Annotated in this window: 17 protein-coding genes; all 17 read right to left on the bottom strand. The window is 35.8% G+C overall.

Annotated features, from left to right (window positions below):
* Positions 1-224: 224 nt before the first annotated feature.
* The 17 genes from HAV12_RS22800 to HAV12_RS22720 all read right to left on the bottom strand — a co-directional run bounded on the left by HAV12_RS22800 (position 225) and on the right by HAV12_RS22720 (position 15,587).
* Positions 225-998, bottom strand: coding sequence for a Bax inhibitor-1/YccA family protein (locus tag HAV12_RS22800; RefSeq protein ID WP_171571595.1), 774 nt, complete (start codon positions 996-998; stop codon positions 225-227).
* Between the two features lie 163 nt (positions 999-1,161).
* Entirely contained in the window at positions 1,162-2,553 is a 1,392-nt protein-coding gene (locus HAV12_RS22795; protein WP_171571594.1) for an NADH-quinone oxidoreductase subunit N, read from the bottom strand.
* Between the two features lie 64 nt (positions 2,554-2,617).
* The gene (locus tag HAV12_RS22790; protein ID WP_171571593.1) at positions 2,618-4,057 is read right to left on the bottom strand and encodes a NuoM family protein; all 1,440 of its coding nucleotides are present in this window, start codon (positions 4,055-4,057) and stop codon (positions 2,618-2,620) included.
* A gap of 10 nt (positions 4,058-4,067) precedes the next feature.
* Positions 4,068-5,951: an NADH-quinone oxidoreductase subunit L gene (nuoL, locus tag HAV12_RS22785; protein ID WP_171571592.1), complete on the bottom strand. Its 1,884-nt coding sequence runs from the start codon at positions 5,949-5,951 to the stop codon at positions 4,068-4,070.
* Positions 5,952-5,957: 6 nt separating this feature from the next.
* Complete coding sequence (nuoK, locus tag HAV12_RS22780) at positions 5,958-6,278, bottom strand: NADH-quinone oxidoreductase subunit NuoK (protein WP_017494599.1); 321 nt, start codon at positions 6,276-6,278, stop codon at positions 5,958-5,960.
* Complete coding sequence (locus tag HAV12_RS22775) at positions 6,278-6,817, bottom strand: NADH-quinone oxidoreductase subunit J (protein WP_127338241.1); 540 nt, start codon at positions 6,815-6,817, stop codon at positions 6,278-6,280. Before HAV12_RS22775 ends, nuoK begins: the two co-directional genes overlap by 1 nt.
* Complete coding sequence (locus HAV12_RS22770; RefSeq protein ID WP_127338242.1) at positions 6,818-7,363, bottom strand: NADH-quinone oxidoreductase subunit I; 546 nt, start codon at positions 7,361-7,363, stop codon at positions 6,818-6,820.
* Between the two features lie 122 nt (positions 7,364-7,485).
* Positions 7,486-8,007: an ORF6N domain-containing protein gene (locus HAV12_RS22765; RefSeq protein WP_171571591.1), complete on the bottom strand. Its 522-nt coding sequence runs from the start codon at positions 8,005-8,007 to the stop codon at positions 7,486-7,488.
* Positions 8,008-8,067: 60 nt separating this feature from the next.
* Positions 8,068-9,123, bottom strand: a complete 1,056-nt coding sequence (gene nuoH, locus HAV12_RS22760; RefSeq protein WP_171571590.1) for an NADH-quinone oxidoreductase subunit NuoH — start codon at positions 9,121-9,123, stop codon at positions 8,068-8,070.
* 2 nt (positions 9,124-9,125) lie between these two features.
* Complete coding sequence (locus tag HAV12_RS22755) at positions 9,126-10,157, bottom strand: 2Fe-2S iron-sulfur cluster-binding protein (protein WP_171571589.1); 1,032 nt, start codon at positions 10,155-10,157, stop codon at positions 9,126-9,128.
* Positions 10,158-10,254: 97 nt separating this feature from the next.
* A complete protein-coding gene (nuoF, locus tag HAV12_RS22750) occupies positions 10,255-11,625 on the bottom strand; it encodes an NADH-quinone oxidoreductase subunit NuoF (protein ID WP_171571588.1) in 1,371 nt (456 codons plus the stop codon).
* A gap of 1 nt (position 11,626) precedes the next feature.
* Positions 11,627-12,157, bottom strand: coding sequence for an NAD(P)H-dependent oxidoreductase subunit E (locus HAV12_RS22745; RefSeq protein ID WP_047774917.1), 531 nt, complete (start codon positions 12,155-12,157; stop codon positions 11,627-11,629).
* A gap of 163 nt (positions 12,158-12,320) precedes the next feature.
* Positions 12,321-13,559, bottom strand: a complete 1,239-nt coding sequence (locus tag HAV12_RS22740; RefSeq protein ID WP_171571587.1) for an NADH-quinone oxidoreductase subunit D — start codon at positions 13,557-13,559, stop codon at positions 12,321-12,323.
* Between the two features lie 25 nt (positions 13,560-13,584).
* Positions 13,585-14,106 carry an NADH-quinone oxidoreductase subunit C gene (locus HAV12_RS22735; protein WP_171571586.1) on the bottom strand — a complete coding sequence of 174 codons (522 nt, stop codon included), beginning with the start codon at positions 14,104-14,106 and terminating at the stop codon, positions 13,585-13,587.
* A gap of 1 nt (position 14,107) precedes the next feature.
* A complete protein-coding gene (locus HAV12_RS22730) occupies positions 14,108-14,656 on the bottom strand; it encodes an NADH-quinone oxidoreductase subunit B (RefSeq protein WP_127338250.1) in 549 nt (182 codons plus the stop codon).
* A gap of 127 nt (positions 14,657-14,783) precedes the next feature.
* A complete protein-coding gene (locus HAV12_RS22725; protein WP_007809098.1) occupies positions 14,784-15,149 on the bottom strand; it encodes an NADH-quinone oxidoreductase subunit A in 366 nt (121 codons plus the stop codon).
* Positions 15,150-15,392: 243 nt separating this feature from the next.
* The gene (locus HAV12_RS22720; RefSeq protein WP_007137066.1) at positions 15,393-15,587 is read right to left on the bottom strand and encodes a cold-shock protein; all 195 of its coding nucleotides are present in this window, start codon (positions 15,585-15,587) and stop codon (positions 15,393-15,395) included.
* Between the last annotated feature and the right edge of the window lie 179 nt (positions 15,588-15,766).

Raw genomic sequence — 15,766 nt, 5'->3', positions numbered from 1 at the left:
TAAAATGAATTTGAATACCGTTCTAAAAATCGATTTTTGTAGAGGACTGAGTTATATTTTTAAACAATAAAGTAGAGATAGTGTCACCGATTTAATTCAAATGGATGAATTTATTCCAATAATTGAAAAAATAGAAGAAAGGTATTAATTTCAATTTTAAACGAAAAAAGAGCCTTTTTGAATTTCAAAAAGGCTCTTTTTTTTATGAGAAGGAAGTAAAGAAATTAGTCTTTGCTTGATAGTTTTGAAAGTAATCTCAGGAATTCAATATACAACCAAACCAGTGTGATCACTAATCCCATTGCACCGTACCATTCCATAAATTTCGGCATTTTTTGTTGTACTCCTTTTTCGATCTGGTCGAAATCCAGAAATATATTTAAGGCCGCTATGATAATTACGAAAACGCTAATTCCAATACTCATTAAAGAATTTCCATGATGAACAGGAGTGAAGCTGGTAAACATGGATACTACCCATGAAATTAAGTAATACGTTGCAATAGCTAAGGTTGCAGCAATAACAACAGATCTAAATTGTTCTGTCACTTTTACAATCTTGAATTTGTATAATCCCAGACAAATTAAGAAAGTAACCAGAGTTGCTCCAACAGCATTGACTACGATTCCAGGATATCTGGCCTCAAAAATGGCAGAAATCCCCCCTATAAACAGACCTTCAAACAAGGCATAACCTGGTGCTAAATAAGGAGAAGCCTGCGGTTTGAATGCAGAAATTACAACTAAAACAAGTCCAACAATAGCACCTCCAATCGTTGGCAGCATTACATTCATTCCGTTAAAAGCCATCCACCACGTTATTATGGATGATCCGCATAAGATTAAAAATAAAATGGCAGTCTTATTAATAGTACCCGATAAAGTCATTTCCTGATTATAGTCAATAATCTGTGCATGGTGTACTTCTTCAGCTTTTGAAACCGCATTTGATGAAAAACGCTTGTTGCTTAAAAAAGGATTTTTTGAATTGAAGTTCATAGTTCTAATACTTTTAATTATAGTCAAATATATGGAGTTTTTTTGAAGTGGAATTGTTTCTGTATTTTTTTTAACATGATTTTTTCTTCTGAATAAAGTAATGCTAAAATAAAAAATCCATCAGCTCTCACCGATGGATTTTTATATATGGAGATTGAAATTTCTATTTCAGTAAATCTAAAACTAAAGAAGGAAATAATCCCAAAGCAATATTCAAAACAATAGAAATAATTGCAACAGCGTAAATAAGGAAAGGTTTTCCGGTGCGCTCTTCATTTGGTTCTTTTGAGTACATGGCTAAGATTAGTTTGAAATAATAGCCAACACTAATAATGGAGTTGATCACTGCTACGATAACCAAAGCAATATATCCGGCCTGAATAGTCTCGTTGAATAAGAATAATTTAGCAAAAAATCCGGAAAAAATTGGAATTCCTGCCATTGATAATAAGGAACCTGTCAGTATAGCGGCCAATAGAGGATTTGTTTTTCCTAATCCGTGGAAGTTGGTGATGTCTTCGTTATCCTGATTTTTACAAACATATAAGATAACGCTGAAAGCAGCAATCCCTGCCAAAGCATAAGCAGCAGTGTAATATAATAAAACGCCTGCTGAAGTTGCAACGCTTAACAAAGTCATTAACATAAATCCTGCATGTGAGATTCCTGAGAAAGCCAGCATACGTTTTACATTTACCTGACGCAATGCCATAATATTACCTACGGTCATAGAAGCCATCGATACGATTACAACAATTATTTCAAAGGTTCCTAACAGATCCTGATTTTCAAGAGACGGGATTAAATTTAATCCGCTTACTAATTTGTATAAAGTTGCAATAGCAATAACTTTTGCCAGAGTACTCATTAAGGCTGTTGTTAATGCAGGAGAACCTTCATAAACGTCCGGTGCCCAAAAGTGAAACGGTACAGCAGCTACTTTAAATAACATTCCGATGACCATCAAAACCATTCCGATTGGAAACCAGATTGGCAGCTCTGCAGATAAAGAACTTTCATGTATTTCAACAACATCAAAACTTCCCATTGCTCCGTAAATCAGACAGATTCCGAATAGAATAATTCCTGAGGCAAAAGAACCCATTAAGAAATACTTCATACCTGCTTCGTTACTTTTTAAGTTCAGACGATCACTTGCGGCAAGTATGTATAAAGCGATGGATAAAATTTCAATTCCCAGGAAAAACATAGCCAGATTTCCAAAAGAGACCATCGCTACACCTCCTGCTAGTAAAAATACTTTTATAGCAATAAAATCGGAGATTTTGGTTTGATGATTTTCATAAAAATTATGACTTAAGGCTATCAGGAAAATAGTCAGCACAATAAATAATGATGAAAAAGCAGTAGAGAATTTACTCACTTCAATCATGTTATTGTAATAACTTCCTGTCGAACCGAATTCATAAAAATTAAGTGCCAAAACTCCCAAAAGTCCAACAATGGTAAAAGGAACGATGGCTTTCCTTAAATTAAGAATTTCAAACAATAGGCAGAAAATACCCAATCCCGTTATAGCTATTAATGTATTCATTTTTGTTTTTTTGATTTAGGAAATCTAAAACTAATGATGCCCTAATTTATTTTTATTTAAAATATTAATTTTTATTGATAACGTTTAAAATAGTCTCTAAACTTGGCGTGATCAAATCTGTAATTGGCTTTGGATAAAATCCGAAGAAGATTAAAACCGCAATAATCGCAACCAGAGAAATTCCTTCATTTAGTGAAACATCAGCAAATGTTTTTGAATTGGCGTCTCCCAACATTACATTCTGAAACATCTTAAGCATATAATACGCTCCCAGGATAATTGTGGTTCCGCCTAGAACTGCGAACCATACATTAATCTGTGAAAGACTATATAAAACGGTGAATTCTCCAACAAAATTAAAAGTACTTGGCAACGCAACAGAGGCCAAAACCAAAATTAAAAACATTGAAGTAAATTTCGGAGACTGAATACGGATCCCGCCCAATTCAGAAATTTGCCTTGTTTCAAATCTTCTGAAGATAATTTCGGCAGCATAGAATAATCCGACTACGACAAAACCGTGAGCAATCATTTGCAGGACAGCGCCACGCAAACCATCAAGAGTTAAGGTATAAGTTCCTGCAGCAATTAATCCAACGTGAGCCAAAGAAGAATACGCTAATAATTTCTTTAAATCTTTTTGTCTCAAAGCTACGATAGAACCATAGATTACGCCGGCAATTCCTAAAGCGATAAAGATATTCATATATTCTTTTGCTGCAAGAGGAGCAATTGGCAATTGCCAACGGATCACACTGTACAATCCCATTTTTAGCATGATACCGGATAAAAGCATGGTTCCAACAGTTGGTGCTTTTTGATACACGTTGGCCTGCCAGGTGTGGAAAGGAATAATTGGAATTTTAATCGCATAGGCTAAGAAGAAAGCCAGGAAGATCCAAAGCTGTTCTGTTGCGGATAAATTCAATTTATATAAATCGTCAATCAGGAAACTTCCGGCTTTTTGATATAAATAAATGAAAGCAACCAACATAAACAGGGAACCGGCAAGTGTATAAATGAAGAATTTAACCACTGCTTTTCTGCGTTCCTCAGCATCTCCGTTACCCCAGATCAGCGCAATAAAATAAATTGGAATTAAAGCTAATTCCCAGAAAATATAATATAATAAACCATCTGCAGCAAGGAAAGTTCCTGTCATAGCAAAGGCCATAAATAAAATTAGAGCATAAAAACCTTTTGCATTTTTATATTCATTTCCGAAAGAAGAGAATATAATGATTGGGGTTAAAGCCACAGTTAACAAAAGCATTGCAATCGCTAATCCGTCTGCATTTAAAGCAAATGAAATTTTAGGCTGTGTAATCCAGGCATTGATTAAGCTGATGTTTTCGCCCGCATTGAAATGGCTTAACAAAACCAGCGAACAGCCCAAAGCTGCTAAACTAAAGAACAAGGCTACTTTTGAAGCAAGTTTGTCACCAACAAAATAAGTGGCAAATGCACCAATTAAAAGAATAATTAATATAAGAGAAACGTTCATAGTTATAAAATTATTGAGCTAAAAATATATAGGAAATAATGGCACAAAGACCCAAAACAAAAGCGAAAAGATATAATCCGATACTTCCGTTTTGTAATTTTTTACCCTGAAAACCTATTTCATTTGTTACTTTACCCAGTCCGAAAACAAAGGCAGATAAACCGGTTTCGATATAATCCCTGAAAAATCGTGATAAAACATTTACAGAGCGCACAAATACAGCATCGTAGATTTCATCTACATAATATTTGTTATATAAAACCTTCGTTAATCCGGTAATATTTTCGTCAGATTCCGGAACATTATCCTGTTTAAAGTATTTGATGTAAGCAATTAAAATACCTAACAATCCGCCTGCGACAGCAACTCCCATAAGGGTATATTCTGTTGTTCCTAAATGATGTTCCTCGCCAGCCACTTTTGTGAAAAGAGGAGCTAAATAGTCGTTTAACCAACTGTTTCCCGGTAAGCTTATTAATCCGCCGAATGTAGCCAATAGTGCTAAAATCATTAAAGGGAAAGTAATCAGACCATCACTTTCATGTAAATGATGTTTTTGTTCTTCTGTTCCTCTGAAATCTTTAAAGAAAGTTAAGAACATTAATCGGAACATATAAAAAGCCGTCATGATCGAAGCAATAGATCCAACCACGTATAATGGAATGCTGTGGTGGAAAGCGGTCATTAAAATTTCATCTTTCGAAAAGAAACCGGAGAAAAACGGAACACCTGAAATCGCTAATGATGAAACTAACATCGTCCAGAATGTGATTGGCATTGCTTTACGCAAACCACCCATTTTACGCATATCCTGCTCACCATGTAAACCATGAATTACAGATCCGGATCCTAAGAATAAACAAGCCTTAAAAAAAGCATGTGTGATTACGTGGAAAACGGCTACTTCGTAAGCACCAAATCCTAAGGCTAAAAACATTAAACCTAATTGGGAAACGGTCGAATAAGCCAATACTTTTTTGATATCGGTCTGAACCAAACCAATTGTTGCAGCAACCAATGAAGTCACAGCTCCAATTACAGCAATAACAGTCTGAACATCCGGCGCTAAGTCAAATACGAAATTTAACCTTGTTACCATAAAGATACCTGCCGTTACCATCGTAGCAGCGTGAATCAGCGCAGAAACCGGTGTTGGTCCTGCCATCGCATCTGGTAACCAGGTGTATAACGGAATCTGTGCAGATTTACCACAAGCACCAATAAATAAACACAAGGCAGCTAATGATAATAATGGAATATTTAAGGTAGTTGCTCCGGCAATTGCAGTTTTTAAAGTTCCATAATCTAAAGTCGAGAACATGGAGCCAAGAATAAACATTCCGATCAAAAGACCTAAATCTCCAATTCTGTTCATGATGAAAGCTTTTTTCGCAGCATCATTGTAATCCTGGTTTTTATACCAGAACCCAATTAATAAATACGAACAAAGTCCAACACCTTCCCAACCGATAAATAAAACTAATAAGTTACTTCCTATTACAAGTGTAATCATGAAAAACACGAACAAGTTTAAATAAGAGAAAAACTTATGCATATTCTCATCATCGTGCATGTAGCTGATAGAATATAAATGGATCAATGATCCAATACCCGTTACAAAAAGTAACCATAGTAAGGACAGCTGATCTAATAAAAATCCGAGATTAATATGAAGATTGCTAATCTGAATCCAGTCAAATAAGGTTACTTGAATGGCTTGTTTGGTTTGTGTAATCTGAAAGAAAAAGAAAAGTGTAACAGCAAACGACACTAATACTGTAGCCGTTCCGATGATACCGGAAACTGTTTTGCCTAAGCTTTTTCCAAAGAAGACATTGATTAAAAATCCTAAAAAAGGAGCTAATACTAAAACTAAAGCTAAATTGGTATTCATTTCCATTTATCCTTTTAAATTTTTTAAATTATCGATACTAATCGAACCTAAATTTCTAAAGATCGAAACTAAAATAGCCAATCCTACTGCAACTTCAGCCGCGGCAACTGCCATCGAAAAGAAAACAAAAACTTGTCCCTGTGCATCCTGATGATAGGTTGAAAAAGCTACAAATAAAAGGTTAACCGCATTCAGCATGATTTCGATAGACATAAAAACGATAATAGCATTTCGTCTGTACAATACACCAAAAATACCAATACAGAAAAGTACAACACTTAAAAAGATGTAATTTTCAATACCTATTTGATTTAATATATTACCCATTATTTATTTAATTTTTCTTTTTTAGACAATAATACAGTTCCGATCATCGCTACTAAAAGCAGAATTGATGCAAATTCAAACGGAACCATATATTCGTTCAATAATATTTTACCCAGTACTTTTATCGATTGAAAATCTTCACCGGTAGAATCATATGCTCCAACAATTGGTTTCGAGTTGATGAAGATTGCGATCAACACAATACAAATCAGACAAAAAGAAACTATGGCACCCAAACGTGTAATTCTGGGTCTGTGCACCTGATGGCGTTCGTTTAGGTTCATTAACATGATCGTAAACAGGAACAAAATCATAATAGCCCCGGAATATACAATAAGATGTACGATAGCCAAAAATTGAGAGTTTAATAATAAATAATGACCAGCGATCGAAAAGAAACAAATTACTAAATAGATAGCACTGTGAATCGGGTTTCTGCTAAAGATGGTCAAAAAAGCGGTGATTACCGTAATAAACGCTAAGAAACAAAATATAATTTGTACAGTAGTTGCGTGTGCAAAATCAGGAATATGTATCATTTAGTTAGCATTATTAAGTTGGGCATTTTTGATCGCCACATCAAGAGGCATCACTAATCTGTCTTTTCCAAAAATGAAATCTTCTCTTTCGTAACTTGAAGGAACCAAAACTTTCGAAGTAGTCAGATAGATGGCATCTTTCGGACAAGCTTCCTCGCATAAACCACAGAAAATACAACGAAGCATGTTGATTTCATAAATCGATGCATATTTTTCTTCTCTGTACAAATGTTTTTCATCAGCTTTACGCTCGGCAGCTTTCATGGTGATGGCTTCAGCAGGACATGATAAAGCGCATAATCCACAAGCCGTACAGTTTTCACGACCTTGCTCATCACGTTTCAATTGGTGCTGACCGCGGTATACAGGACTCATTTCTCGTACTTGTTCCGGATAATGGATCGTCACTTTTTTTCTGAATAAGTGCTTTACCGTAATAAATAATCCTTTTACAATCGCTACAAGATACAAACGTTCCAAAAAGGTCATCTCCTTATTGGAGACCATCTTTTTTCTACCCGATAATGATATAGTTTCTATTGACATTTTTTTAATTTTTATTTTGAAGCTTAATCCTGCTATCCGCTTTATCTTTTATTTTTTTAAAGAAAAAAAATAAAAGGATGCCGCTTCTATCAGGGCTAGGGCATTTTGGTTTTTAATGAAATTTATTTTTTATAACCAATTTTAGTTCTTTCAATTTTATTTTCCTGTTTGTCCATTAACTCATCTAAATAAGTAAAGACCAACTCAATATTTTTGTCATGATTAATTAATTTTTTCTTAATCATATCAACTTCTAATTTTAAATTCAGGTTGTCCGTTAAAAAATCTCTTAAACTCACAAAAACCTCAATAATCTTAATACTCATCTGAGTTGCTCTTTCACTTTTCAGAACACTGGCTAATTGTAAAACACCGTGCTCCGTAAAAACATAAGGTAATGAACCTCCTAGACTTTGTTTTGAAGGTATCGCATTTTGCGACACCAGCAATTCGACTTCTGTTTCATTTAATCTGAACATAAAATGTTCAGGAAATTTTGTACTATTTCTTTTTACCTGCTCTCTTAGTCTCCTTGATTCTACCTCATACAGCTCTGCCAGATCTTTGTCTAACATTACTTTTTGGTTTCTAATAAAATATATTTTATTAGTAATTACTTCATTAGGAATAATAATTTGACTCATCTTATGGCATGTAATACGTTTCTTTTGAAAGGTGTCGCATTTTGCGACACCTTTCAAAATTTAAAATCCCAAAAAGGCTGCAATTTCACTTCTTAAAATAACAACTCCGGTAATAATGATATTAACGATTGAAAGCGGAATTAATATTTTCCAACCTAAATTCATCAACTGATCATATCTGAATCTTGGAATTGTCCAACGAACCCACATATAGAAAAAGATGAAGAAACATATTTTAACAAACAATACTGCGATTCCCAAAAGGTTAGCGGTATTAACGCCAACGTTTTCTACCATCCACTGCATTCCCGGATAATTGTAACCTCCGAAAAACAATACAGATATAATAGTAGCAGAGATAAACATATTCGCATATTCAGCAAATAAGTAGAATCCCATTTTCATAGAGGAATATTCTGTATGGTAACCACCAATTAATTCAGATTCACATTCCGCCAAATCAAAAGGAGTTCTATTAGTTTCAGCAAAAGCACAAATCAGGAAAATCAGGAAAGATAATGGCTGATAAAACACATTCCAGTTCATTCCTGCCTGTTGCTCAGAGATTTCTTTTAAGCTTAAAGTTCCCGTCATCATCAATAAAGCAATCATCGATAATCCCATGGCCACTTCATAAGAAACCATTTGAGAAGCAGCACGAACCGCTCCCATCAAAGAGAATTTATTGTTAGAGGCCCATCCACCAATCATGATACCGTACACTCCAACAGAAACTACTCCGAAGAAATACAATAAACCAATATTGATATCCGTAGCCTGTAGAAGAACATCTCTTCCGAAAATATGTAAGCGATCTCCCCACGGAATTACGGCACTGGTCATTAAAGCAGTACTCATGGCAATTGCCGGACCCACAACAAATAAGAATTTGTTAGGTGTATTCGGGAAAAATTCTTCTTTGGAGAATAATTTCAGACCATCGGCAAGAGGTTGTAATAAACCTCCCCAACCTGCACGGTTAGGTCCGACACGGTCTTGTAAAAAAGCGGCCACTTTACGTTCAGCCCAGGTAGAATACATGGCCATAATCATTGTTACGGCAAAAACCACCACAATTACAACACTTTTTTCTATAATAAATGCACCATCTACCATCGTTAAGAGTTTTGTTTGTTAGTGTTCAACGGAATTTCAGCCATACTGATTTTTTTACGGTCAATATCTCTTCCTAAAAGGATATTTTTCTCTGTATCGATTTCTACTTTCTCTAATTTCTGAGTGTAGTTGTTTTGATTGATAACAGAATCTTTTTCAAATTCTCTTGGTCCTTCAATTGTCCAGTCGTTTACATTTTTGTGGTCGAAACGGCAAGAGTTACAAATAAATTCTTCAACCTCATGATATTCGTCTTTACGACCTGTAACACGTTGAATTTCCCCTCCAAACATCCAAACCGTAGTTTTTCCACAACATCCCGGAGTAGTACATTCTCTGTGTGCATTGTAAGGTTTGTTGAACCAAACTCTCGATTTAAAACGGAAAGTTTTATCAGTCAACGCCCCAACCGGACAAACATCGATCATGTTTCCTGAGAATTCATTGTCTATCGCTTTAGAAATTCCGGTAGAAATATTAGCGTGGTCTCCACGATCTAATACCCCGTGAACTCTGTTGTCTGTCAGTTGATCTGCCACTTGCACACATCTTTGACATAAGATACAACGGTTCATATGCAGTTGAATATTCGGACCGATATCTTCCGGTTCGAATGTTCTTTTTTCTTCAATAAAACGGGACTTTGGATTTCCGTGCTCAAAACTTAAGTTTTGCAAGTCACATTCACCAGCCTGATCACAAACCGGACAGTCTAATGGGTGATTGATCAATAAAAATTCAGTTACAGATTTGCGGGCTTCCGTTACTCTGTCTGAAGATTTACTGTTTACTTCCATTCCGTCCATACATCCTGTTACGCAAGATGCCATTAATTTTGGCATTGGTCTTGGGTCAGCTTCACTTCCTTTAGAAACTTCCACTAAACAACAACGACATTTACCGCCGCTGCCTTTTAATTTGGAGTAATAGCACATGGCTGGCGGAACTAAATCTCCTCCAATCATACGTGCAGCCTGCAGGATCGTTGTTCCTGGTTCTACGTCTATACTTTGACCGTCTATGGTTACTTTCATCTCTTTGTTTTGTTTTTTTAGTTTCAGGTTTAAAGTTTCAGGTTGTTGAACCTGAAACTAAAAAAACTTGAAACTTGAAACTATTTTTAACTTTTGACTATATTATTACTTTACCGCCAACCAAATGCTTTACTTGCGAAAAAGGTTCAGCAACAAAGTGATCTCTGTTTTTTATTTTTTCCGGGAAACGAACGTGGTATTCAAATTCATCTCTAAAATGACGAATCGCTGCTGCTACCGGCCAGGAAGCTGCATCACCAAGCGGACAAATCGTGTTTCCTTCGATTTTGCTTTGAATGCTCCACAATAATTCGATATCCTCTTCACGGCCCTGACCGTTTTCGATTCTCCATAATATTTTTTCCAGCCATCCGGTTCCTTCACGGCAAGGTGTACATTGTCCGCAGGATTCGTGGTGATAGAAACGGGCAAAATTCCAGGTGTTTCTTACCACACAAGCCGTATCATTATACACGATAAATCCTCCTGAACCTAACATAGATCCGGTAGCAAAACCACCATCACTTAAAGATTCGTAAGTCATTAAACGGTCTTCACCGTTTGCTGTTTTAAAAATCAATTCAGCTGGTAAAATTGGCACAGAAGAACCTCCGGGAACAAATGCTTTCAAAGGTCTGCTCGAAGACATTCCGCCTAAATATTCATCAGAATTCATAAATTCGTCAACACTTAAACCTAGTTCAATTTCGTAAACTCCCGGGTTTTTGATGTGTCCTGAGGCTGAAATTAATTTAGTTCCTGTTGAACGGCCAATTCCAATTTTAGCATAATCATCTCCTGAATTGTTGATGATCCACGGCACAGTCGCGATAGTCTCCACATTGTTTACCACTGTAGGATTTGCCCAAAGTCCCGAAACCGCCGGAAATGGTGGTTTGATACGAGGGTTTCCTCTTTTGCCTTCCAGTGACTCAATAAGTGCAGTTTCTTCTCCACAGATATAAGCTCCGGCTCCACAGTGAACATATAATTCTAAATCGTAACCTGTTCCTAATATATTTTTTCCTAACCAACCGGCAGCCTTAGCTTCGGCGATCGCTCTTTCTAATATTTTGAAAACCCACATATATTCTCCACGAATGTAGATATAGGATAGGTTAGCGCCCAGGGCAAAACTTGATGTAATCATTCCTTCGATCAAAAGGTGAGGAATAAATTCCATCAAATAACGATCTTTGAAAGTTCCCGGTTCAGACTCATCGGCATTACAAACCAAATGTCTTGGTTTTCCGGATTTTTTATCAATAAAACTCCATTTCATTCCGGCAGGGAAACCTGCACCACCACGGCCACGAAGTCCCGATTTTTTTACTTCTTCCACAACCTCGTCCGGCGTAAGTGTTTTCAAAGCTTTTTCTACAGAAGCATAACCACCGTTTTGGCGATAAACTTCATAGGTTTTAATACCCGGAACATTGATTTTATCTAATAATATTTTTTGTGACATCTTATTTATCGTGTAATATTATTTTATCGTCTCTGCAATCAGCGATTAACTGATCGATTTTTTCTTCTGTCAGTTTTTCTTTGTAGAAATCACCTAACTGCATCATCGGAGCGTATCCGCAAGCCCCTAAACATTCAACACCGGCAATGGTAAACATTCCGTCCGGAGTTGTTTCGCCCATTTTAATGCCTAATTTTTCAGAAGTATAATCCATTAAATTTTCGGCACCATTTAAACAACAACAAGAAGTCTGGCAAAATTCGAACATGTATTTCCCAATTGGTTTTTGGTTGTACATGGTATAAAAAGTAACCACTTCATAAACCTCAATTGGTTTGATGTGCAAAATTTCAGCAACTTTATCCTGTAATTCCGTACTCAACCAGTTGTCATGCGCATCCTGGACTTCATGCAAAACAGGCAGCAAAGCTGATTTTCTTTTGTCTTCCGGATAATGACTGATCAATTCATTGATGCGGTTCATCAATGCTTCAGTCATGTTTATTTCTTGTTTGTAATGTTTACGTTCCATTTTTTATTTTAGATTTCGGATTTTAGATTTCGGATTTTTTCAAATCTTTGTCTATAATCTATATTCTGCAATCTTTTTTTAAGTTTTAGATTCTTCAATCCTGAATTTTTCAATTCTATGTAAGCCTAGATTTTCAATCTAAATTCTAAAATCTACAATTTCTTTACGCGTCTAATTCTCCGGCAATTACATTTAAACTGGACAGAATAACAATTGCATCTGATAGTAAAGCACCTTTAATCATTTCAGGATAGGCCTGGTAATAAATAAAACAAGGTCTTCTGAAATGTAATCTGTATGGAGTTCTGCTTCCGTCTGTCACTAAATAGAATCCTAGTTCTCCGTTTCCTCCTTCAACAGGGTGGTAAATTTCTGCAACCGGTACAGGAACTTCTCCCATTACAATTTTAAAGTGATAGATTAATGATTCCATAGAAGTGTAAACATCTTCTTTTGGAGGAAGGTAATAATCCGGAACTTCTGCGTGATATTCGTTTCCGGCCGGCATTTTGTCTAAAGCCTGACGAATGATGCTTAAACTTTCGCGAACTTCGGCATTACGAACACAGAAACGGTCGTATGTGTCACCTGATTTTCCAACAGGAACAATAAAATCGAAATCTTCGTAAGACGAGTAAGGATGTGCAACACGAACGTCATAATCAACTCCGGCAGCACGTAAATTCGGACCTGTAAATCCGTAAGCCATTGCCTGCTCTGCTGAGATTGCACCAACGTTTACGGTTCTGTCAAGGAAAATTCTGTTTCTTTCGAATAGGTTTTCAAATTCTTGCCAGGCGACAGGAAATTCTTTTAAAAACACATCCAGTTTGCGGAAAGCTTCCGGTGACCAGTCTCTTTCGAAACCACCGATTCTTCCCATATTTGTTGTTAAACGGGCACCACAAATTTCTTCGTAGATTTCGTAAACTTTTTCTCTAAATTGAAAAACATATAAGAAACCGGTGTAAGCACCAGTATCAACACCCAGAATCGAATTACAGATTAAGTGATCGGTAATACGCGCCAATTCCATTACGATAACTCTTAGGTACTGGGCTCTTTTAGGAACTTCAATATTTAGTAGTTTTTCTAAAGTCATCCACCATCCCATATTGTTGATCGGGGAGGAACAATAGTTCATACGGTCTGTAAGAGGCGTAATTTGATAAAAAGGACGATTTTCGGCGATTTTTTCGAAAGCTCTGTGGATGTAACCGATTGTTGGTTCAGCTTCAAGAATTCTCTCACCATCCATCAACAGGATATTTTGAAAAATACCGTGAGTGGCAGGGTGTGTCGGACCTAAATTCAAAACGGAAAGCTCGCTTCCGTCTTCGTTTAGTTTATCCTTAACTATTTTAGCATAGCGATGCTCTGGTGGTAATAATAGTTCTGACATTTTATAATGTTGAATTATTTATTTTTTAGCAATTTGTTGTTGTTCTTCCAAAGAATCTGTCATCCTTATCCGTTCTTCCACTGTCTTCCAGCGGGAATTCTTTTCGCATTGGAAAAGAGATCATTTCATCCATATTCAAAATACGTTTCAATTGCGGATGACCAATAAAGTTAACACCGAAGAAATCGTATGTTTCTCTTTCCATCCAGTTGGCGCTCAGAAAAATATTTGAAATCGTTTTTATTTCCGGTTTTTCGCCGTTTAGGTAAACTTTGATTCTGATACGTTTGTTTTCGTACCAGTTATGTAAATGATATACGATTGCGAACTGACGATCAACTTCATTATCAGGGTAGTGAATACCGCATAAATCCGTTAAAAAGTGAAATCGTAAATCAGCATCATTTTTCAGGAAAAGAATCAAAGAAGTGATTTTATCAGCTGTTGTTTCCAGGGAAAAAATATCTCTTTCCTCCTGAAAGTTAAAAACACTTGCGTCAAATGTTTCTGTAAGTTTATCTTGAATCAGGGTATTTTCTAATGCCATTTTATGAAATATTATATGAAGCTAATAATTCCTGGTATTCAGGAGAACTTCTGCGTCTTACAGATTCGCTTCTTACTAATTCTTGTAGTTTCATTACACCGTCAACAATTTGTTCTGGTCTTGGAGGACATCCAGGAACATAAACGTCAACCGGAATAACTTTGTCAATTCCCTGTAAAACAGAATAAGTGTCAAAAATTCCGCCTGATGAAGCACAGGCTCCGACAGCAATTACCCAACGAGGCTCCGCCATTTGTTCGTAAACCTGTCTTAAGATGGGTGCCATTTTTTTAGAAATAGTTCCCATAACCATTAACATATCAGCCTGACGGGGAGAGAAACTCACACGCTCAGAACCAAATCTTGCCAAATCATAATGGGAAGCCATTGTTGCCATAAACTCGATTCCGCAACAAGAAGTTGCAAACGGCAAAGGCCAAAGAGAATTCGCACGAGCCATACCTACAACATCATTTAGTTTTGTGGCGAAGAAACCTTCACCAACAACACCTTCAGGAGGGGCAACCATATTTACTTTTGAATCGCTCATTTTTATTTTAGATTTTAGATTTCAGATTTTAGATTTGGGTAAATCGTAAAAAATTAAAATCAAATTTTAATATCGTTAAATCTTCCATTTGAGAAATCTAAAACCTGAAATCTCAAATCATAAATTATTATTCCCAGTCTAAAGCTTTCTTTTTGATGATATAGAAAAATCCAACTAAAAGCAAAGCCATGAAAACAATCATTTTCAGCATCCCTTCGATACCTAATTCTTTAAAGTTTACTGCCCATGGATAAAGGAAAATTACCTCTACGTCAAACAATACGAAAAGAATGGCAACCAGGAAATATTTTACCGAAAAAGGAATACGGGCATTACCAACAGATTCGATTCCGCACTCGAAATTCTTATCTTTCACCTCAGAGGTTCTTTTTGGACCTAATTTTCCGGAAATAATGATAGTTCCTACCACAAAACCAACAGCAAGAATGAGCTGCATTAAAATAGGAAGATAGCTGTATTGATCAGATTGCATAAACTTAGGGTTTTTTACTTAAAAAATAAGCCACAAAGATAGCTTCCAACTCTGTAAATCACAAGCTAAAAAAGGATTTAAGTAGGGTAGCAAAGAGTGTTTATGTCTAATTTTTATTCATTATAAATAACTTTTGCTTTTTTTACTGTTTTTTTAAGATTTGAGCAAAAAAAAACGTTTCGAAATAAATCGAAACGTTTTAAAACCATTCAGAGGCAAAAAAAATAAATTGCTATATTTTTCTTAGATTACTGCTACTTTAGCAGCAACTTTCCCTTTTCTTCCTTCTTCTTCTTCATAGCTTACACGGTCTCCTTCGCGTAATTCTTCCGCGTTAATTCCTGAAGCGTGAACGAAGATATCTTTTCCTGTTTCTTCGTCTGTAATGAATCCATAACCTTTAGATTCATTGAAAAATTTTACTGTACCTGTACGCATTGTAATTGTAATAATAATTTATAATAAAGCAAATGTAATATATAAATTCATACAAAAGACAACAAGGTGTTAATTTTTTGTAAAAATTATTGATTTACAGTGTTTTTACTAATTATTTTGCTTCTCTTTTGATATGTCATAGTTTAAAATGGCAATCATTAAAGATATGTTAAAAAGTA

Origin of the sequence: Flavobacterium sp. CLA17, from assembly GCF_013112255.2 — a bacterium.
Classification (GTDB): domain Bacteria; phylum Bacteroidota; class Bacteroidia; order Flavobacteriales; family Flavobacteriaceae; genus Flavobacterium; species Flavobacterium circumlabens.
The sequence above is the reverse complement of the archived record's forward strand: the minus strand, read 5'-3'. Positions and strand labels throughout refer to the sequence as shown.